Here is a 16,514-nt window from a genome sequence, read left to right on the forward strand (position 1 = left end):
TCCCCGCCCCGGCCGGGGGGGCGGCGCCGCCGGGGGTCCCGGGGGGGGGGGGGGGGCCCCCCCCGGCGCCGGCCGCGGGGGGGGGCCCGCCGGGGCGCGCGCCCCCCACCTCCGCAGGCCCAAAAAATATGCAGACCGGTCTACTGAATTCCTGACTCCTGGAGCGCAGCATGACGTCCGCCCCGCCGCCCCGCACGCTCGTCCTCGGCGCCACCGGCTTCCTCGGCCGCTGGCTGGCCCTCGAACTCCTCACCCGCGGCGAACCCGTGGCCGTCGCCGTCCGCGACACCGAACGCGCCCTCGCCCTCCGCCACTGGCTGCGCGAGCACGACGCCGACGACACGGCCCTGACCACCGTCACCGCCGACCTCACCCGCCCCGGCCTCGGCCTCTCCCCCGAGGACGACGCCCGGCTCGCCGAGGTCCGCGACGTCCACAACCTCGCCGCCCGCTACGACTTCGGCCTCACCCGCGCCCAGGCCGAACCCCCCAACGTGCACGGCGCCCTGCACGCGCTGCGGTGGTCCGCCACCCGCCCCGGGCTGCGCCGGCTGGTCCACCTCTCCGGCTACCGCGTCGGCCGCGACCCGGACCCGCAGTACCCGCTCGCGGAGCACACCACGGCCGCGCTCTACCGCCGCCTCGGCGCGTACGAGGCCTCCAAGCAGCTCGGCGACGCCGCCGTCCGGGTCACCGCGCCCCGCCTCGGCGTACCGCTCACCACCGTCAACCCGAGCAGCGTCATCGGCCACTCGCGGACCGGCGAGGCCGGGCAGTACCTCGGCCCGGCCCAGCTGGTCCGCCTGCTCCACCGCGGCCGCCTCCCCCTGCTGCCCGGCACCCGCCGCACCTTCCTGCCCGTCGTCACCGTCGACCACCTGGCCCGCTTCCTGGCCGCCGTACCCGACCACGACCACGGGCCCGTCCGGGCCCACACCGTCCTCGACCCCGAAACCCCCCACCTGCCCGATCTGATCGCCCTGCTCGCCACCCACCTCGGCGTCCGCCCGCCCCGCGCCCTGATCCCCGTCCCCCTCGTCCGCCGCCTCCCCCGCGCCCTCACCGGCACCGACCCGGAGACCCTCACCTTCCTCTCCGAGGACCGCTACGACACCGCCTCGGCCGACCGCCTCGCCACCGCCGCGGGCCTCGCCCACCCGCCCCTCGTCCCCGCCCTGACCCGGTGGGCCACCCGGCTGGTCGAGGAGGACTTCGGCACGCGGTAGGGCCCCGCCTCCCCACCCCCGCCCGCGTGGGAAGTCGACCCGGCCGACTTCCCACGCGCGCCCGGTCGCGGCGGCATTCACCAGGGGCGGAGCACCGGCCGCCCCGTCACCGCTCGCGCTCCGGTCCGCCCTCACCCGCACGGGCGTCCTCGCCGCTGCCGGCCGCCTCGCCGACGCCGGCCACCTCGCCGGTGCCCGCCCAGGCCCCCCGGCGGTGGGACTCGTCCTCCTGGGCGAGGCGGCGCAGCACCGCCAGGACCGGTTCGAGCAGCAGGACGACGATCGCGGCGTGCTCGGCGAGCCGCAGGCGGTCCTCGATGTGTTCGAGCCGGTCGAGGTCCAGTCGGGCCGCGGCGGCGGCGATCTCGGCGTAGCGCTGCAGTTCCTCGGTGCCGAGCTCCACGCCGAGGCGCGCGAGGTCCATCAGGCTGGCGGCGAGGGCCTTGCGGTGAGGGGACTCCGCCGAGACCTCCCACCCCATGGCCGCCAGCAGGTCGTCCACCTGCGGGGCCTGTGCGTCGATCGCGTCGGTCTCGGCCGCGTCGACCGGCGTGGGCAGGGCGTAGTGGACGACGCGGAGCATGTCCAGCGGTTCGAGCGGCCGGTCGACCGCCGAGAGGATGTCGCGGGTGGCGGCGATGGACAGGCCGCCGCGGGCGGTCAGCGCTCGGATGAGGCGCAGGCGCTGGACGTGTTCGTCGCCGTACAGGGTCAGGGTGGCCCCGAGGGCGCGGCCGGGCGGCAGCAGCCCCTCCCGGAGGTAGTACTTGATCGTTCCGACCGGGGTCCCGGTCAGGCGGCTCAGGTCGGAGATCCTCATGCGCTCACTCACTCGAACTGTTCTGTGTGTGATCAGTCTCCCAGGCCCCCGGATGGACCCGCTCTCTCGATAGTGACACTATTGAGCTAGAAAGTGAAGGTTTCCAACAGCGGGCTGACCAGCCACGATGCCAGGAATCCTGCACCGTCACCCTCCGCGCGCCGCAGCCGTCGGCGCGCCGTCGCAACTGGAGCACCATTGCCAGCCCCACTCCCCACCGGAACCGGGTGTCACGAACGGACCCCCGCCACGCCGCACCGCCGCGGGGGGCGAGATGTCTGAGCCGACCCACGCGCTCCGGGCGAGCGCACGCGGGCTGCTGCGCAGGAAGAGCCTGTGGCTGCCGTCGGCGCTGATCCTCGGCCTGCTGTCGTTCGTCCTGTCGCTGCTGTACCTGGGCGCCAACAACGACCCGGTCGGCTCGATGAAGGACCTGCCGATCGCGCTGGTCAACGCGGACCAGGGCACCCGGGTCGACGGGAAGCAGGTCAACCTGGGCGAACGGATCGCCCCGCAGATCGCGCAGTCCGCCGACCTGAAGGGCAAGGTCTCCTGGAAGCAGGTCGACCGCCGCACCGCCGACGAACTCCTCGCCAAGGACAAGGTGTTCGGCGCACTCGTCATCCCGGACGACTTCTCCGCCTCGGTGGCCGCCCTCGCCGGTCCGCTCCAGCACGATCCGCACCCGCCGACCATGACCGTGCTGACCAACCCGGGCGCCGGGAGCTTCGGGTCGAACATGGCGGCCGAGATCAACCGCGAGGTCGTCCGGACCACCTCCACCCAGGTGGGCCAGCAGCTCGCCGAGCAGGCCCGGCTCCGGGCCTCGACCGGCTCCGCCACCGGCTCGGCCGACCACGCCGCCGACCGGACCGCCGACCGCGCCACCGCCGCACCCGGTGCAGCGGCGCAGCTGATGATCGCCGACCCGGTCAGGGCCGCGGTCCAGGAGGGACACCCCCTCGGCCACCACAGCGGCCTCGGGCTGAGCGCCTTCTTCTACACCCTCGTCCTCGTCCTCGGCGGCATGCTGGGAGCCAACGTGATCCACACCCAGGTGGACACCGCGCTCGGCTACGTCGCCAGCGACAAGGGCCCGTTCCGCACCACCAAGCCCGTGCAACACATCAGCCGGGTGCGCCACTTCGCGGTCGGCTCGGTCCTCATGGTCGTGCTGTCGATGGCGACGTCGGCGCTGGCCATGGCCGCCGCGGTCGGCATCATCGGCATCGACGCCTCCCACCTGCCACAACTGTGGATCTTCGGCACTTGCGCCACGGCCTCGATGGGCATCACCGCGCTGGCCCTGCTCGCCGCCTTCGGCACCCCCGGCCCGATCGTCTCCATGCTGGTGCTGATCGGTCTGGCCATCCCGTCCGCCGGCGCGACCATCCCGCTGGAGGCGCTGCCCGGGTTCTACCGCTTCCTGGCCGACTTCGAGCCGTTCCGCCAGGTCGTCGACGGCGTACGGTCCGTCCTCTACTTCGACGCGCAGGCCGACGCCGGACTGGGGCGCGCCTGGACCATGGTCGGCCTCGGCTTCGCCGTCTCCCTCGTCCTCGGCCTCGCCGTCACCCGCCTCTACGACCGCAAGGGCCTGCACCGCATCGCCCCCCACGCGCCCGCACCGCAACCCGCCCCGGTCGGCTGAACCGACCCCGGAGGATCCGACGCCGGCCCCCCGCCGGCGTCGGACCGCCGCAGCCGGCGCAGCACCCGCGGCGCGCCCGTCGCCACCCCACGCACCCCCACCACCTGGAAGGCCCCCGTGCCCCGGCGCCCACCCGAGGAACCCCCCGCCCCACCGACCTGCCGTCCCTCCGCCCGCCCCACCGCGGAAACCCTCGAAGGCCCGCTCGGCCGCCTGTACCGGATCGCCACGCTCTGGAAGGCCCGTCTGGAACCGGTCCTCAAGGCGCACGGCCTCACCGCCGCCGGGTTCGGCGTGCTCGTCACCCTGCACCGGGCCGGCCCCGGCCACCGGCTCACCACCGGCCAACTGGCCGCCCTCGACCTGGTCACCTGCTCCGGCATGACCATCCGCGCGGACAAGCTGGAGCAGCAGGGCCTGATCGTCCGGGAACGCGACGACGACGACAGGCGCATCATCCACCTCAGGCTCACCCGGGCCGGCGCCGAGCTCGTCGACCGCCTCCTCGCCCACTACCGCGCGGCCGAGGAGCAGTTGATGGCGACGCTCGACGCCGACGCGCACCGGATCCTCACCGAGCTGGCCGTCACCCTGGAACGCGCCCTGCACCCGGACGCCCCCACCACGGACCACCCGACCCGCCCCTGAGCGCCCCCGCACCAGGACCGGGCCGCGCCGTGGACCGGCCACTGGGAGCACAAGAAGTCGACGACACCGACTTCTCGCGCACCCACCACCGGCCCCGGCTGCCTACCGCTCGAACACCAGCAACGACCAGTGCACCCCGGCCCGCCCGTGCAGGTCGGGCCGGGCGGTGCGGTGGAGCAGACGCAGGCCGCGCTCGGCGGCGAGGGCGACGGTGGGCTCGGGCGGCAGGTCGAACATCCGGCGGTCGGGCGGGACGGGGCCGTGGCGGAGAGTGAGGGCCAGGCGGCCGCCGGGCGCGAGGAGAGCGGTGAGGGCGTCCATGGCGGGTGGGCGCTCCTCGGGGGCGAGGTGCATCCAGACGGCGGTGAGCAGGACGAGGTCGTAGCGCTCGTCCTCGGCGGCGAGCCCGGGCAGTCCGGGCAGCGCGTCCGCGACCCACCGGATGCCGGCGCCCGCGTGCAGGCGCTCGCCGACGGCGCGGAGTTCGGGGGTCGGCTCGGCGGCCACCACCCGGTGCCCGAGGGCGGCGAGGGCCGCGGCGTCACGGCCGGTGCCCGCGCCGATGTCGAGGACGGCGGCGGGTGGCGGCGGGTAGAGGTGCAGCAGTTCGCGGTGGACCTCGGCGAAGCTCACGCTCTCGTACTGGACCGCGAGTTGCTCGGCCGCTTCCCCGTACCCGGCCGTTCCCGCCACACCCGCCGCGCCTCCGGTGCCCACCGCACCCACCTCACCCACCGTGCCTCCCGCACCCATCGCACCCACCGCGCCTCCCGCGCCTCCCGCGCCCACCGCCCTCGCCGCATTCACCGGCCCGTCGTTCATTCCGCCTCCCGGACGATCACCGCGTCGCCGGCGGCCGCCGCACCGGCGAAGAAGTCCCGCAGGTCGCGCAGGTCGTTGACGACCCGGGCGGCCACCGACTCGGACCACGGCGCCGGGTAGCCCAAGTGCGCGGCCGTCCGGGCGAGCACGCTGTCCTGCTGACGGACGAGCTCGCCGAGCGCGGAGTCCCGCAGGAACGCGGAGGCGGCCGCGACCTGGTCGGGGCGCAGCACGGGCATCCCGGTGCCGGGCTCGCGCGGCCCGCCGCCGTAGACGGGGAGCCGGGCGGCGGGGTCGGGGTGCAGGCCGTTCTCGGTGAGTGCGAGTTCCATCAGGACGGCGGTGCGCCGGACCCCGAGGGCGAGCCCGGCGGCGGCCAGCCGGTCGTACCGGACGTCGGGGTCCCGGGGGACGAGCTCGCCGAGTTCCGCGGGCGAACAGCTGTCCACGGCCTGCTCCGGCAAGCGGCACCAGAAGTGATCCACACTCACCCGCTCAGCGTAACGAAGTCCCGGCCACCGCGCGGAGCGTGACCGCCGTACGGAGACCGCTCAGGCCTCGCCGGGGTGCCAGGCGGGCCACTCCCAGGGGCGGTCGGCCCAGTGGACGCGCTGCGGGTCGCGCGGGTCGAGGTCCGGAAAGAGCTGGTGGACGCGTGGCTCGAACTCCTCCGGCGCGAGCGGCTCCCAGCCGTGGCCCTCGAAGTGGACGAGGCGGTAGCGGCTGTCGGTCCGGAACTCGGCCACCTCGACCAGGGGTGCGGTCGTGCTGTTGGTCTCCATGACCCCAAGCATGTGGCGCGGCGGCAATCAACGCCCGTTCAGACCCCTCTTCCGGGTCATGTCCCGGCGTCGGCGCGCTCGTTGAGCACGGAAAGGTACGACGGGGGGCCGCTGGAAGGACGAGCACATGACTGGGCAGCCCACCGGAGGGCAGTGGCAGTGGCCGCAGGACGCGTGGCAGCCTCCGCCGGTCCCCACGAGTCCCCTGCCGCCGGTGCCCGTTCCCGCTCCGCCGAGGCACCGCTCGCGCAAGGCGTGGGCGGTCGCGGCGGTCGGGACGGGTGCCGTGCTGGCCTCGGTCCTGGTGATGTGCGGGCCGGGGTCGGGCGACGAGGTGCGGACGGTGGCGCTGCCGGGGGCCTCGCCGTCCGCCTCGGGTGCGGGCTCGCACCTGCCGGTGTCCCCGCCGCCCGCCACGCCGGCGCCCTCGCCGCTCCCGGCCCCGGTCCCGGGGGTCGGCGCGATGGGTGCGGTGACCGGGGCCGCCGGGGCGGCGACACCCGCGACGGCGGCCGATCCCGGGGCCGCGGACGCCCAGCGCGCGTCGGGGAGCCCGCGCCCGAAGCCCGGCCACAGCCCGCGGGCCACCGCCCCGGCCCGGGCCACGCCGGGCGCGCAGGCGGGGCCGGCGTCGGGCGGGTCGGTGCCGAGCGCCGGCCCGGGCAGCATCTGTGACCAGGCCGAACGCGTCGGCCGCTGGCCGGCCGGCTCGGAGCAGGCCCGCCTCTGCCGCAGCGTCTACGGCTGAGCTGCCCGGGCGCAGCGCTCAGGGCCGAGCCGCCGGGCCGCTGGTACCGGCCGACGTCCCCGGCGCGCCGGGTGATGCCCCCGGCGCCCCGACCGACGCCCCCGGAGCCCCGACCGTCCCGAGCAGGCCACGGTCCAGCCGCGGCGCCAGCACCCGCGCCAGGGTGTCGGTGATGTGCCCGGTGTCCCGGTACAGCACCACGCCCTCCAGCACCGCCGGGCAGGAGGGCCCGGTGCCGGGGCAGAGCAGCGGGCCGAGGTCCAGGGTCCGGACGCCGTACCGGGCGGCGAGCCCACCGTCGAGCAGCGGGTCCGGCTCGAAGGCGGTGTCGCGGGGGAAGAAGCAGGCGTCCGAGCGCCCGTCGGAGGCGGCCAGGCAGGTCGGGATGTCCTTGCCCGGCATCGGGGTGTCGCCGAGGTAGGCGAGCGGGGTGCCGAGCGCGGTGAGGCGGTCGAGGGTACGGATCCAGCCCTCGGTGCGCTCCTCCTGGCTGCCGTAGCGGTTGAGTCCGGCCATCAGGACCAGGCGCGGCTTGGGCCCGGAGGTGAGGCGGGTGAGGGTGTTCTCGCGCCAGCGGTCGCATTCGTCGAAGGTGCGGCCGAGCACGTTGTTGCGCACCGTGAGGGTGGCCAGCGGGCAGCCCGGCTTGACCAGCACCTCCAGCGCCCAGTGGCGCTGTTCGGCGACGGCGAGGGCGGCGGAGATCCACTGGCCGGCGTGCGAGTCGCCGAGCAGCACGATCCGGTCGGGGCTGTCCTCGGTGCCGAAGAGGCAGCGCGGGCTGCTGTCGGCGTTGAGCGGGATCTCGCAGCCCTTGCCGGGCGGGAAGTCCTCCCGCGCGCGGGCCAGCGAGGGGGTGAGGGTGAGCACCCGGGTGCCGGGGGCGAGCAGGGCCGGGCCGTCGGCGGCTCCGGCGGGGGCGGCCGCCGGGGCGTCGGCGGTCCCGCCGAGGGCGCGGACGGTGCCGCCGCCGAGGGTGAGCGCGGCGATCAGCGGGATGACGAGGGCGCTGGCGCCGACCGCGAGCCCGCGCCGGGGCGCCGGGCTGCTGCCGTACCGCAGCGGCTGTTCGACCAGGCGCAGGGTGAGCCAGGCGGGCAGCGCGCTGGCGGCGGTGAGCGCGGCCAGGGTCGTCCACGGCAGCGCGCCGTACCGGGCCTGGGCGATGGTCAGCACCGGCCAGTGCCAGAGGTACCAGGCGTAGGAGAGGCGACCGGCGGCGCGCAGCGGGCGGGCGGCGAGCAGTCGGCCGGCGTCGGGGGCGCGCAGCGGGCCGTGGCCGGCGAGCAGCACGGCGGCGGTGCCGAGGACGGGCAGCAGCGCGGCCGAGCCGGGGAACGGCGTGCTGCGGTCGTACAGGAGGACCGGTGCCGCGACGGCCGCCAGCCCGAGCCAGCCGAGCAGCCGCAGCGACCACCGCACCGACCGCCGCTCGCCGCGGGTGACGAGCGCGCCGCCGAGCAGCGCCGCGCTGGCGCCGGCCGCGAACTCCCAGAGCCGGCTGCCGGTGGAGAAGTAGGCGAGCGGCGCCGAGGTGTGGGTCCAGCGCAGGCACAGCACCAGCGAGACGCCGCCGGTGCCGGCCGTCGCGAGGGCGATCGCGAGGGTGCGGCGGCGGCCGTGCAGGTACCGGGCGAGGCCGAGCAGCAGGACGCCCCAGAGCAGGTAGAACTGGTTCTCCACGCCGAGCGACCAGAAGTGCTGCAGCGGGCTGGGGTCGCGTTCGGCGGCGAGGTAGTCGGTCTGTTGACCGACGAAGCGCCAGTTGGCGAACTGTCCGGCGGCGGCGATCAGGTCGCGGGCGAGGTCGGTGCCGCGCAGCGGGTCGAGCAGGGCGCCGCCGGCCGCGGCGGTGGCGACCAGCACGGTGGCGGCGGCGGGCAGGATGCGCCGGGCGCGGCGGGCGGCGAAGTCCCACAGGCCGAGCGGCCGGCCGACCAGCAGGCCGGTGATCAGGAAGCCGGAGATGACGAAGAAGACGTCGACGCCGACGTAGCCGCCGGTCAGGCCGGGTACGGCGGCGTGGAAGGCGAGGACGGACAGCACGGCGATGCCGCGCAGGCCCTCGATGTCGGGGCGGAAGGCGGCGCGCCCGCGGGGTTGCCCGCGGTCGGCGACGGCGGCACTCCTTGAGGTGGCGGGCTCCCGGCCCACCCGGACGACCTCGGGAAGCAGGTCGGCGGGCCCGGGAACGGGAACAGGGGCAGGTGCGGACGACGGTGGTACGGCCGTGGGCACGGCGGCGCTCCTTGGCAGGGTGGCAGCGGTGGTCGGGTCCGCCGGGCCGATGGGGCGGCCGGGCGGAGTCCGCGCCGGTGGGGCGACGCGCAGGGAAGTTCGTTACCGTGAAGAAGAGTTGACTGATCGTCAGAACAGCAGCGGGTCCGCCCAGCCGGACGCCAGCAGCCCGCAGAGCAGCAGCACGGCCGTGACGGCGACGGCATCGGCGCGCCCGAACCCGAGGTCGGAGCGGCTCCGTACGGGCGCGGCGACCTCACCGACGGCGGCGTCCTTGCCGCCGTTCGACCCGTTCAGCAGCGGCCACAGGGCCCTGATCAGCGGAATCATGGTGTACGCGGTGAGCGCGAGCAGTGCGGCGAGCGCCCAGTACGGCCGCCAGCCGTGCAGCAGCGCGGCCCGGACGAGTCCGGCGGCGCCGGCGAGGACGACGAACCCGAGCCAGCCGACCCCGATCCGGGCGACCGTACGGGCGAGTGAACTGCCGCCCGACACGGCGCCGGTGGGCACCCAGTCGGCGGAGCGGCGGCGCAGCGCGTGCGCGATGGCGACCACGTGGCAGAGCCCGCCGAGGAGTTGGACCCGGGTGACCTCGAAGCGCCACCGGGTGCGGGACATCGCGGGCAGCAGCACGAGGGCGACCCAGATCGGCGGCAGGAACGGCAGCACCTGCCAGGGTGCGATCTCCTCGGGCCGGAAGAACAGCATGATCAGGGCGGGCAGCGGCACGGCGAAGACGTTCACCGCGCTGGTGAGATAGCCGAGGATGCCGTTCCAGAAGCAGAGCCGGGCGGACTTCGGCAGCGGTCCGCGGCGGAAGTCCGGGTCGCGGACGAGGGCCAGGGAGCCGAGGCACCAGCGGTACTGCTGGCTGATGAAGGCGGGCAGGCCGGTGGGCGACATGCCCTTGGCGACCAGCGCGGGCACGTAGCGGGTGGACCAGCCGGCGCGGGCGAGGGCGAGGCCGGTGTAGAGGTCCTCGCTGTGGTCGATCTCGGCGAAGCCGCCGATCCGCTGCAGCGCGGCGCGCCGGTAGAGCGCGTTGGTGCCGCAGCAGACGGTGCCGTCCTGTGCGTCCCGGGAGGGCTGGATCCAGCGGTAGAAGATCTCCTGGGTGGCTCCGGCGGCGCGTTCGAGCCAGGACATGTCCGCGTCGGTGTCGAAGCACTGCGGGCTCTGCACGATGCCGACCCCGGGGTTGTCGAGGTAGGGCACCAGGTGGTGCAGGAAGTCGGGGCGGGGGCAGAAGTCGGCGTCCAGGACGGCGACGATCTCGCCGTTGCCCTCGGCCAGGCCGTGGTTGAGGTTGCCGGCCTTCTTGAAGCGGCCCCGGTCGGGGCGGGCCCGGTACTCGAAGCCGTAGGACTCGGCGAGTCGGCGGACCTCGGGGCGGTCGGCGTCGTCGAGGACGAGGACGGTCAGTTCGCCGGGCCAGCGGACGGCGGCGGTGTACCGGTAGGCGTTGTCGAGGACGGCCAGCGGTTCGCCGGCGGTGGGCAGCAGCAGGTCCACGCTCGGGTGGCGGGCGGGCTGCCAGGCGCGCATCAGCAGGTCGTGCGAGTCGCGGGTGAAGCGGCGGGCGCGCTGGCCGTCGGTGAGCGAGAGCAGCCAGGTGGCCGCGTTGAGCACGGTGAGCACGAGGAACGGCCAGAGCAGCGGCTTGCTGAGGGCGAACAGGCCGAGCGTGGCGGTGGCTCCCGCGTAGGAGAGGGTGGCGCAGAGCAGCACCCAGCGGCGCTGCGGGCCGAAGTACCAGTAGAGCTCCTCGTCGTCGGGCGGGGCGGGCAGGCGCAGGTCGGGGTCCGCGGGTTTCCGGCGCGGACCGGCGTCGGGCGCGGGCATGGCGGTGCCATGGAGTACGGGCATGCGGAAGTGGCCCCCCTGGGCATCGGACGGTACGTGGCCGTTCGCGCCCAGCCTCTCACATTGGCCTAGACCAATCATGAACGAGGTATGACATCTCCGCATCGCCCCAGGTGGGCGACTTGACGCCGCATCACCTGCCGCGATCCGGTCCGGCGAGCCTGGACCCAACCGCGAGCGGGCCCGGAAACCGAACCGCGGGCGGGCCCGTCGACCGGGCCCGCCCGCGAGCGCCCGCCCGCGTACGCCTCAGGAGGCCTTCAGCTCCTTGACCAGGTGCTCGAAGCGCAGGTCCGGCCGCAGCGGGATGCCGAAGCGCTCGTCGCCGTACGGGAACGGGCTGAACTCTCCGGTGCGGCGGAAACCGCGCCGCTCGTACCAGGCGATCAGCTCCGCGCGCTGCTCGATCACCGTCATCTCCATCGCGGCGACGCCCCACTCCTCGCCGGCCAGCCGCTCGGCCTCGGCCAGCACGGCCCGGCCCACCCCGCCACCCTGCAGGCCGGGGCGCACCGAGAACATCCCGAAGTACGCCCGCTCGCCACGCCGCTCCAACTGGCAGCAGGCGACCAGCCGGCCGTCGCACTCGGCGAGCAGCACCAGCCCCTCGGGGTGGCCGACCGCCTCCGCGACGGCCTCGGGATTGGTCCGCCGGCCGGCCAGCAGGTCGGCCTCGGTGGTCCACCCGGCCCGGCTGGAGTCACCGCGGTAGGCGGACTCGACCAGCTCGACCAGGGCCGGGACGTCGGCGGGCGTGGCGGGCCGGAAGGCGGGCTCCCCGACGGGCCGGGCGGTGTCGGGTGCGGTGTCGGTCATGACTGGTCCTTTCCTCCGTGCTGGTGCCGCCCGTGACGGCCGGCACGCGGGCATCGTGTCACAGCGCCCCGGGCGGCCCCGGGGCCGGGACCGGCAAGACCGGCAACGCGCGTTGCCGGTGGTGGCGATCCGGCACCTGTGCCGCGGGTTCGCCGTGGGGCCGAAGATGCCTGGCGGCACTGGCGGGGACATGGCTACTCTGCGGTACGGCCGCGCCAACACCCGGCCTTTCCGGGCCACTTGGGCCCTTCCCGCACCGGACCAGAGGAGTGTTCATGCCCCGCTCTTCCCGCTCCGCCCGCACCGCCTCCCGCACCACCGGTACCACCCGCCGTACCGCCCGCCGGCTGCCCGCCCTGGCCGCGCTCGCCGCCGCGACCGCCCTGGCCGCCGGCGTCGCCGCACCGGCCTACGCGGCCGACCCCGCCCCCGCTGCCGCCGCCCCCACCGTCGAGGGCACCGCCGCCTTCCACCCCGACCGGGACTTCGCCGGCTCCACCGTCGCCGCCCACGAGGGCCGCGCCGCCGGCGCGCCCGTCCTCTCCCTCGCCGCCACCCAGACCCCCGGGCTGGACGTCGCCAGCTACCAGGGCAACGTCGGCTGGTCCTCGGTGGCGGCCAACGGCGCCAAGTTCGCCTACGTCAAGGCCACCGAGGGCACCGGCTACACCAACCCGTACTTCGCCCAGCAGTACAACGGCTCCTACAACGCCGGCCTGATCCGCGGCGCCTACCACTTCGCCCTGCCGAACTCCTCCTCCGGCGCCACCCAGGCCACCTACTTCGTGAACCACGGCGGCGGATGGTCCGCCGACGGCAAGACCCTGCCACCCGCCCTCGACATCGAGTACAACCCCTACGGCGCCACCTGCTACGGCCTGAGCCAGAGCGCCATGGTCAACTGGATCCGCGACTTCAGCACCACCGTCCACACCCGCACCGGCCGCTACCCCACCATCTACACCACCACCAACTGGTGGACCCAGTGCACCGGCAACTACGCCGGCTTCGCCGCCACCAACCCCCTCTGGATCGCCCGCTACGCCTCCACCGTCGGCCCCCTCCCGAACGGCTGGAGCTACCAGACCTTCTGGCAGTACGCCGACTCCGGCACCCTCCCCGGCGACCAGGACTACTTCAACGGCGCCCCCGACCGCCTCCGCGCCCTCGCCCTCGGCTGACCCACCACACACCCACCGGTGCGGGGCACCCCAAACCCGCCCCGGACCGGCCGGCGGGGGTGCGGCGGGTGCGACCGGTCAGCCGTCGATGCGGAGCCCGCGCTCCAAAAGGCGGTCCACCGCAAGTCCTCGCAGGTCAACCAGGCCACCAGCCCCTACACCCGCCCGAAGCAAGCAAGGCGGCCAAGTACATCAGCGAGCTGACCGCGCGTCCCCTCCCAGCCGCGATGTAGGCCAACCACTGGCTCGCGGGAAGCGGGCGATTCCACCTGGTCGAACGGACAGAGCGCGAAGGCGTTCGCAGAGAGTGCTCCAACGACGGCCCGATGCCCCACGAATCAGGGAACACCGGGCGCTGTCCCACTGCGTCCGGCGGCGGGTACCTTCGCGGTAAAGCGACGCACCAAGAAGGGATCCACGATGGCCGGGTCACGCGACACTGATGCGCCTCCGTCCTCGTATCGGGGCCTGATCCTGGACTTCGCCGGGGTTCTGACCACGGATGCGCTCCAGGTGCACCGGGAGTGGTGTATCCGGCAGGGACTCGACCCCGAGACGTGGCGGCGCACCCTGAACACGCATCCGGTGGTCAGGCAGCTGTACGTCGACCTTGAGCGGGGAGCCCTGAGCCAGGCGGAGTGGAACCGGCAGGCGGCACCGTACCTCGGGCTGAGCGATCACGAGAACTTGATGGGCCGGGCGTGGGCCGACGTCCGGCCGGAGGCCGACATGGTGGCGCTCGCCAAGGCCGCGCGCAAGGCCGGGTACGTGGTTGCGATGCTGTCGAACAGCTTCGGCCTGGACCCGTACGACCCGTACGCCGCCTGCGGGGTGTGGGAGTTGTTCGACGTGACGGTGGTGTCCGAGCGGGAGGGCCTCGCGAAGCCGGACCCCGCGATCTACCAGCTGACGCTCGACCGCATGGGGCTTCCCGGTGAAGCGTGCGTGTTCGTCGACGACCATCCGGTGAACCTCCCGCCGGCCGAAGCACTCGGCATCACGACGGTGCTCGCCGACGGGGAGCCCAGCACCACTGCCCGGGTGGCGGCCCTCCTCGGCATCGGTGCCCGCGTCTGAGTCACCTACCGACCGGCCGCGCCCCACACGTCAACTGACGCACGGGGCGTGACCGTTCTCCGCCGTACCCCCACCCTGTGGGGGTACCGTCCCGGGAAGGCCACAACCTGAGACGGAGTCAGCCCATGACCCTCTGGGCAGAACGCACCACGGCGGAACGAGTCAAGATCCTGCGCGGCAGAGCCGTCACGCAGGAGGCCCTGGCGGAGAAGTCGGGGGTTTCCCTCGGCACGATCCGGAAGCTGGAACAGGGCGGCAACCTGTCGCTGCCGTCGCTGCTGAAGGTGGCCGTGGGCCTTGGTACGGACGTGTCGGTGATCCTCGGTCAGCAGTCTCCCCGACGGGGCATGGAACTGGACGAACGCGCCGCCCTCCGGGCGGTCTCGGCGGCCGTTCACGACACCGGCCTCGGCATCGGCACCGACGTCGAGCCCGGCAGCCTGGACGACCTGCGGGACGCCGCGCGGCGGGCGGACGCCGCGTTCTGGAGCGCCCGGTACGTGGAGCTCGGTGCGATCCTCTCCCGGCTGTTGCCCGAGGCGTGGGCCCTCTACGACGCCGCCGGGCCCGACCGGCGCGGAGCCGCCGGCGGAGTGCTGGCGGACGCCTTCCAGACTGCCGCCGTCATGGCCAACGTCCTCGGTGCCCGCGACCTCGGCTACACGGCGATCACCCACGGCCGCAACGTCGCAGAGCGAATCGGCGACGACCTGCGGTCGGCCCACCTGATGGCCTCGCTGTCGTGGATCTGCCTCCGGGACGGGCACACGGCCAAGGGCGTGCACGTCGCGGAGCGCGCTGCGGCCACGGTGGAACCGAGGATGTCCGACAGCGACCCCGACCGGCTCAGCGTGTACGGGCAACTCGTCACCAACGCGGCCGTCGCCGCGTCCCGGGGCGGCGCGAAGGCGGATACCGCCCGCGACTACCTGAGTCAGGCCCACGCCGTGGCTGCGCGGCTCGGCCGGGAACATGCCCGAGGCGACCAAGGTCAGCCGTTCGGGCCGTCATACGCGGCCACGCAGGCCATGTCGGTGGCAATGGCACTCGGCGACACCTCCGCCGCAGTGCGGCTGATCCAGACAACCCGTCTGCACCCGGAGATGCCCTTGGCCACCCGGGCGCGGTTCCACCTGGACGTAGCGCTGACACGCACCGAGACGCGGCAGTGGGAGGCCGCCGCGGCAGCCCTGAAGGAAGCGTGCCGGATGGCCCCGACATGGGTGCGTCACCAGGCGCTTCCCGGCGTGATCACGGACCGGATCGCGGACGTGTCGGTGTCGATGGCGCGCAGTGCCGCGCAGGCCGCCGGCGTCCCACTGGTCATCAGGTAGGGACCACGTCGGGGCGTGGTGCCCCGATAGGTAGCGGGAACACGCCGCCACCACGGTCCGTGGCACCCAGCCGACGACGTCCCAACCGGTACCACGGAGCGCGGTAGTCGGCCCTCCGCGACTTCGGTCGCTACCACGCCCCGAGTCTTCACTGACGGTGATGCGACGGTGACAGTGGTCTGCATGACCAGCGACCACCAACGACCGACCGGGTGCATTCCCGTCGCGATCTATCTCTGCGCCGGAGACGCACCCGCCGCCGATCTCCTCGCAGCTCACGTCCGCGCCTTCGCCGAGACTCGCCAGTGGACCGTGGAGCTGCTCGCCGTGGATGTCGACGCCGCGCAGCCCCTCGTCTCTCGGCCCGGTTGGCAGGCCGTCACCCACGCGCTGTCCGAGCACATCGTCGCCGGAGTCGTCACGTGGACCCGCGGCATGGTCCATGACGACCCCGGGACCACCCCGAACCAGCACATGGCCGCCTTCGACCGCCTGACGACCGTCTTGCGCGAGCGCGGCGCGTTCCTCACCGTTGCCGCCCGCCCTGCTGCCCCGGCTGGCGCGATTCCGCCGCGCCGCTCCCCGGGCGACCACTGGCGACGGCGACAGCTCACGTCCTCGGCCGCCGGCCTGTTCACCCCGCGCCGCGCAGCCGGGCTCGGCACCGACCCCAGGACCACCGGATGCTGACCCGGACGGGCGCTGGGCGACGCGCGTGGACCGTGCGATGACCACCATCCTGCAACTCGCCACACAGACCGCCGAGATGCCGTCACCCGCGCCGCCGGGACCGGCGACTGTGCGCCTGCCGTACGTCGCGCAGTCGGCCGCAGCGGCCCGTCACCTGGTCCGCGTCAAGCTGACCGAGTGGGAGCTGCCCGACCTGATCGACGGCGCCCTGTTGATCATCTCCGAGTTGGTTGCCAACGCGGTTGGTACCGGTTGTCAGACACACATGATCGTCGCCATTCGACGTCCGACGGACCACACCGTGCGGCTACTGGTCTCCGACGGGTCGGCGTCCCTGCCCGTGCGGATCGACGCCGGTCCAGACGCCGAGTCAGGACGCGGCCTCGACCTGGTCCACAACCTCACGAAGGGCAAGTGGGGCGTGCAGCTCTGGCATCGGGGCAAGGTCGTCCACGCCGACCTGCCCACCACCCGTGCCTGATCGCGCTCCGAGTGACCACCAGCGCGGAGGCACCTCTCGGGTCACGGCTGCCGCCCGACATCTGTTCCCGACTGCTTCCACCCAGTTCCAGGAAGAACAAATGACCTTTCGAGTCGTTTCTGCAGCCGCCGCGCTCC

16 protein-coding genes are annotated in these 16,514 nt (G+C 74.3%); 9 read left to right on the forward strand and 7 right to left on the reverse strand.

Annotation, left to right across the window (positions count from 1 at the left end; genetic code table 11):
• Positions 1-170: 170 nt before the first annotated feature.
• A complete protein-coding gene (locus ABT048_RS30810) occupies positions 171-1,226 on the forward strand; it encodes an SDR family oxidoreductase (RefSeq protein ID WP_350524831.1) in 1,056 nt (351 codons plus the stop codon).
• Between the two features lie 106 nt (positions 1,227-1,332).
• On the opposite strand, the gene ABT048_RS30815 is transcribed toward ABT048_RS30810, so the two are convergent.
• Positions 1,333-2,046, reverse strand: coding sequence for a MerR family transcriptional regulator (locus tag ABT048_RS30815; RefSeq protein WP_350524832.1), 714 nt, complete (start codon positions 2,044-2,046; stop codon positions 1,333-1,335).
• A 274-nt stretch (positions 2,047-2,320) separates the two neighbouring features.
• Between ABT048_RS30815 and ABT048_RS30820 the strand changes: the two genes are divergently transcribed.
• Entirely contained in the window at positions 2,321-3,697 is a 1,377-nt protein-coding gene (locus ABT048_RS30820) for a YhgE/Pip domain-containing protein (RefSeq protein WP_350524833.1), read from the forward strand.
• Between the two features lie 117 nt (positions 3,698-3,814).
• The gene (locus ABT048_RS30825; RefSeq protein ID WP_350524834.1) at positions 3,815-4,345 is read left to right on the forward strand and encodes a MarR family winged helix-turn-helix transcriptional regulator; all 531 of its coding nucleotides are present in this window, start codon (positions 3,815-3,817) and stop codon (positions 4,343-4,345) included.
• A gap of 102 nt (positions 4,346-4,447) precedes the next feature.
• On the opposite strand, the gene ABT048_RS30830 is transcribed toward ABT048_RS30825, so the two are convergent.
• From ABT048_RS30830 to ABT048_RS30840, 3 genes are all read right to left on the reverse strand, one after another.
• Positions 4,448-5,062: a class I SAM-dependent methyltransferase gene (locus ABT048_RS30830; protein WP_350524835.1), complete on the reverse strand. Its 615-nt coding sequence runs from the start codon at positions 5,060-5,062 to the stop codon at positions 4,448-4,450.
• Positions 5,063-5,163: 101 nt separating this feature from the next.
• Positions 5,164-5,658, reverse strand: a complete 495-nt coding sequence (locus ABT048_RS30835) for a hypothetical protein (RefSeq protein ID WP_350524836.1) — start codon at positions 5,656-5,658, stop codon at positions 5,164-5,166.
• A gap of 60 nt (positions 5,659-5,718) precedes the next feature.
• On the reverse strand, positions 5,719-5,949 hold the full coding sequence (locus ABT048_RS30840; protein WP_350524837.1) for a hypothetical protein: 231 nt from the start codon (positions 5,947-5,949) through the stop codon (positions 5,719-5,721).
• 214 nt (positions 5,950-6,163) lie between these two features.
• Between ABT048_RS30840 and ABT048_RS30845 the strand changes: the two genes are divergently transcribed.
• Complete coding sequence (locus tag ABT048_RS30845) at positions 6,164-6,697, forward strand: hypothetical protein (RefSeq protein WP_350524838.1); 534 nt, start codon at positions 6,164-6,166, stop codon at positions 6,695-6,697.
• Positions 6,698-6,715: 18 nt separating this feature from the next.
• Here the strand turns inward: ABT048_RS30845 and ABT048_RS30850 are convergent, their stop codons facing one another.
• From ABT048_RS30850 to ABT048_RS30860, 3 genes are all read right to left on the reverse strand, one after another.
• Positions 6,716-8,935: an acyltransferase family protein gene (locus ABT048_RS30850; RefSeq protein WP_350524839.1), complete on the reverse strand. Its 2,220-nt coding sequence runs from the start codon at positions 8,933-8,935 to the stop codon at positions 6,716-6,718.
• 129 nt (positions 8,936-9,064) lie between these two features.
• The gene (locus ABT048_RS30855; RefSeq protein WP_350524840.1) at positions 9,065-10,801 is read right to left on the reverse strand and encodes a glycosyltransferase family 2 protein; all 1,737 of its coding nucleotides are present in this window, start codon (positions 10,799-10,801) and stop codon (positions 9,065-9,067) included.
• A gap of 246 nt (positions 10,802-11,047) precedes the next feature.
• Entirely contained in the window at positions 11,048-11,614 is a 567-nt protein-coding gene (locus ABT048_RS30860) for a GNAT family N-acetyltransferase (protein WP_350524841.1), read from the reverse strand.
• Between the two features lie 275 nt (positions 11,615-11,889).
• On the opposite strand from ABT048_RS30860, the gene ABT048_RS30865 reads away from it, so the two are divergent.
• The 5 genes from ABT048_RS30865 to ABT048_RS30885 all read left to right on the forward strand — a co-directional run bounded on the left by ABT048_RS30865 (position 11,890) and on the right by ABT048_RS30885 (position 16,377).
• The gene (locus ABT048_RS30865; RefSeq protein WP_350524842.1) at positions 11,890-12,795 is read left to right on the forward strand and encodes a lysozyme; all 906 of its coding nucleotides are present in this window, start codon (positions 11,890-11,892) and stop codon (positions 12,793-12,795) included.
• A gap of 420 nt (positions 12,796-13,215) precedes the next feature.
• Positions 13,216-13,872, forward strand: a complete 657-nt coding sequence (locus ABT048_RS30870; protein WP_350524843.1) for an HAD family hydrolase — start codon at positions 13,216-13,218, stop codon at positions 13,870-13,872.
• Positions 13,873-13,949: 77 nt separating this feature from the next.
• A complete protein-coding gene (locus ABT048_RS30875; protein WP_350524844.1) occupies positions 13,950-15,206 on the forward strand; it encodes a helix-turn-helix domain-containing protein in 1,257 nt (418 codons plus the stop codon).
• 183 nt (positions 15,207-15,389) lie between these two features.
• Positions 15,390-15,896 carry a hypothetical protein gene (locus tag ABT048_RS30880; RefSeq protein WP_350524845.1) on the forward strand — a complete coding sequence of 169 codons (507 nt, stop codon included), beginning with the start codon at positions 15,390-15,392 and terminating at the stop codon, positions 15,894-15,896.
• Positions 15,897-15,933: 37 nt separating this feature from the next.
• The gene (locus tag ABT048_RS30885) at positions 15,934-16,377 is read left to right on the forward strand and encodes an ATP-binding protein (protein ID WP_350524846.1); all 444 of its coding nucleotides are present in this window, start codon (positions 15,934-15,936) and stop codon (positions 16,375-16,377) included.
• Positions 16,378-16,514 lie beyond the last annotated feature (137 nt).

This window comes from Kitasatospora sp. NPDC096140 (assembly GCF_040303045.1).
In the GTDB taxonomy this organism is placed as follows: Bacteria; Actinomycetota; Actinomycetes; order Streptomycetales; family Streptomycetaceae; genus Kitasatospora.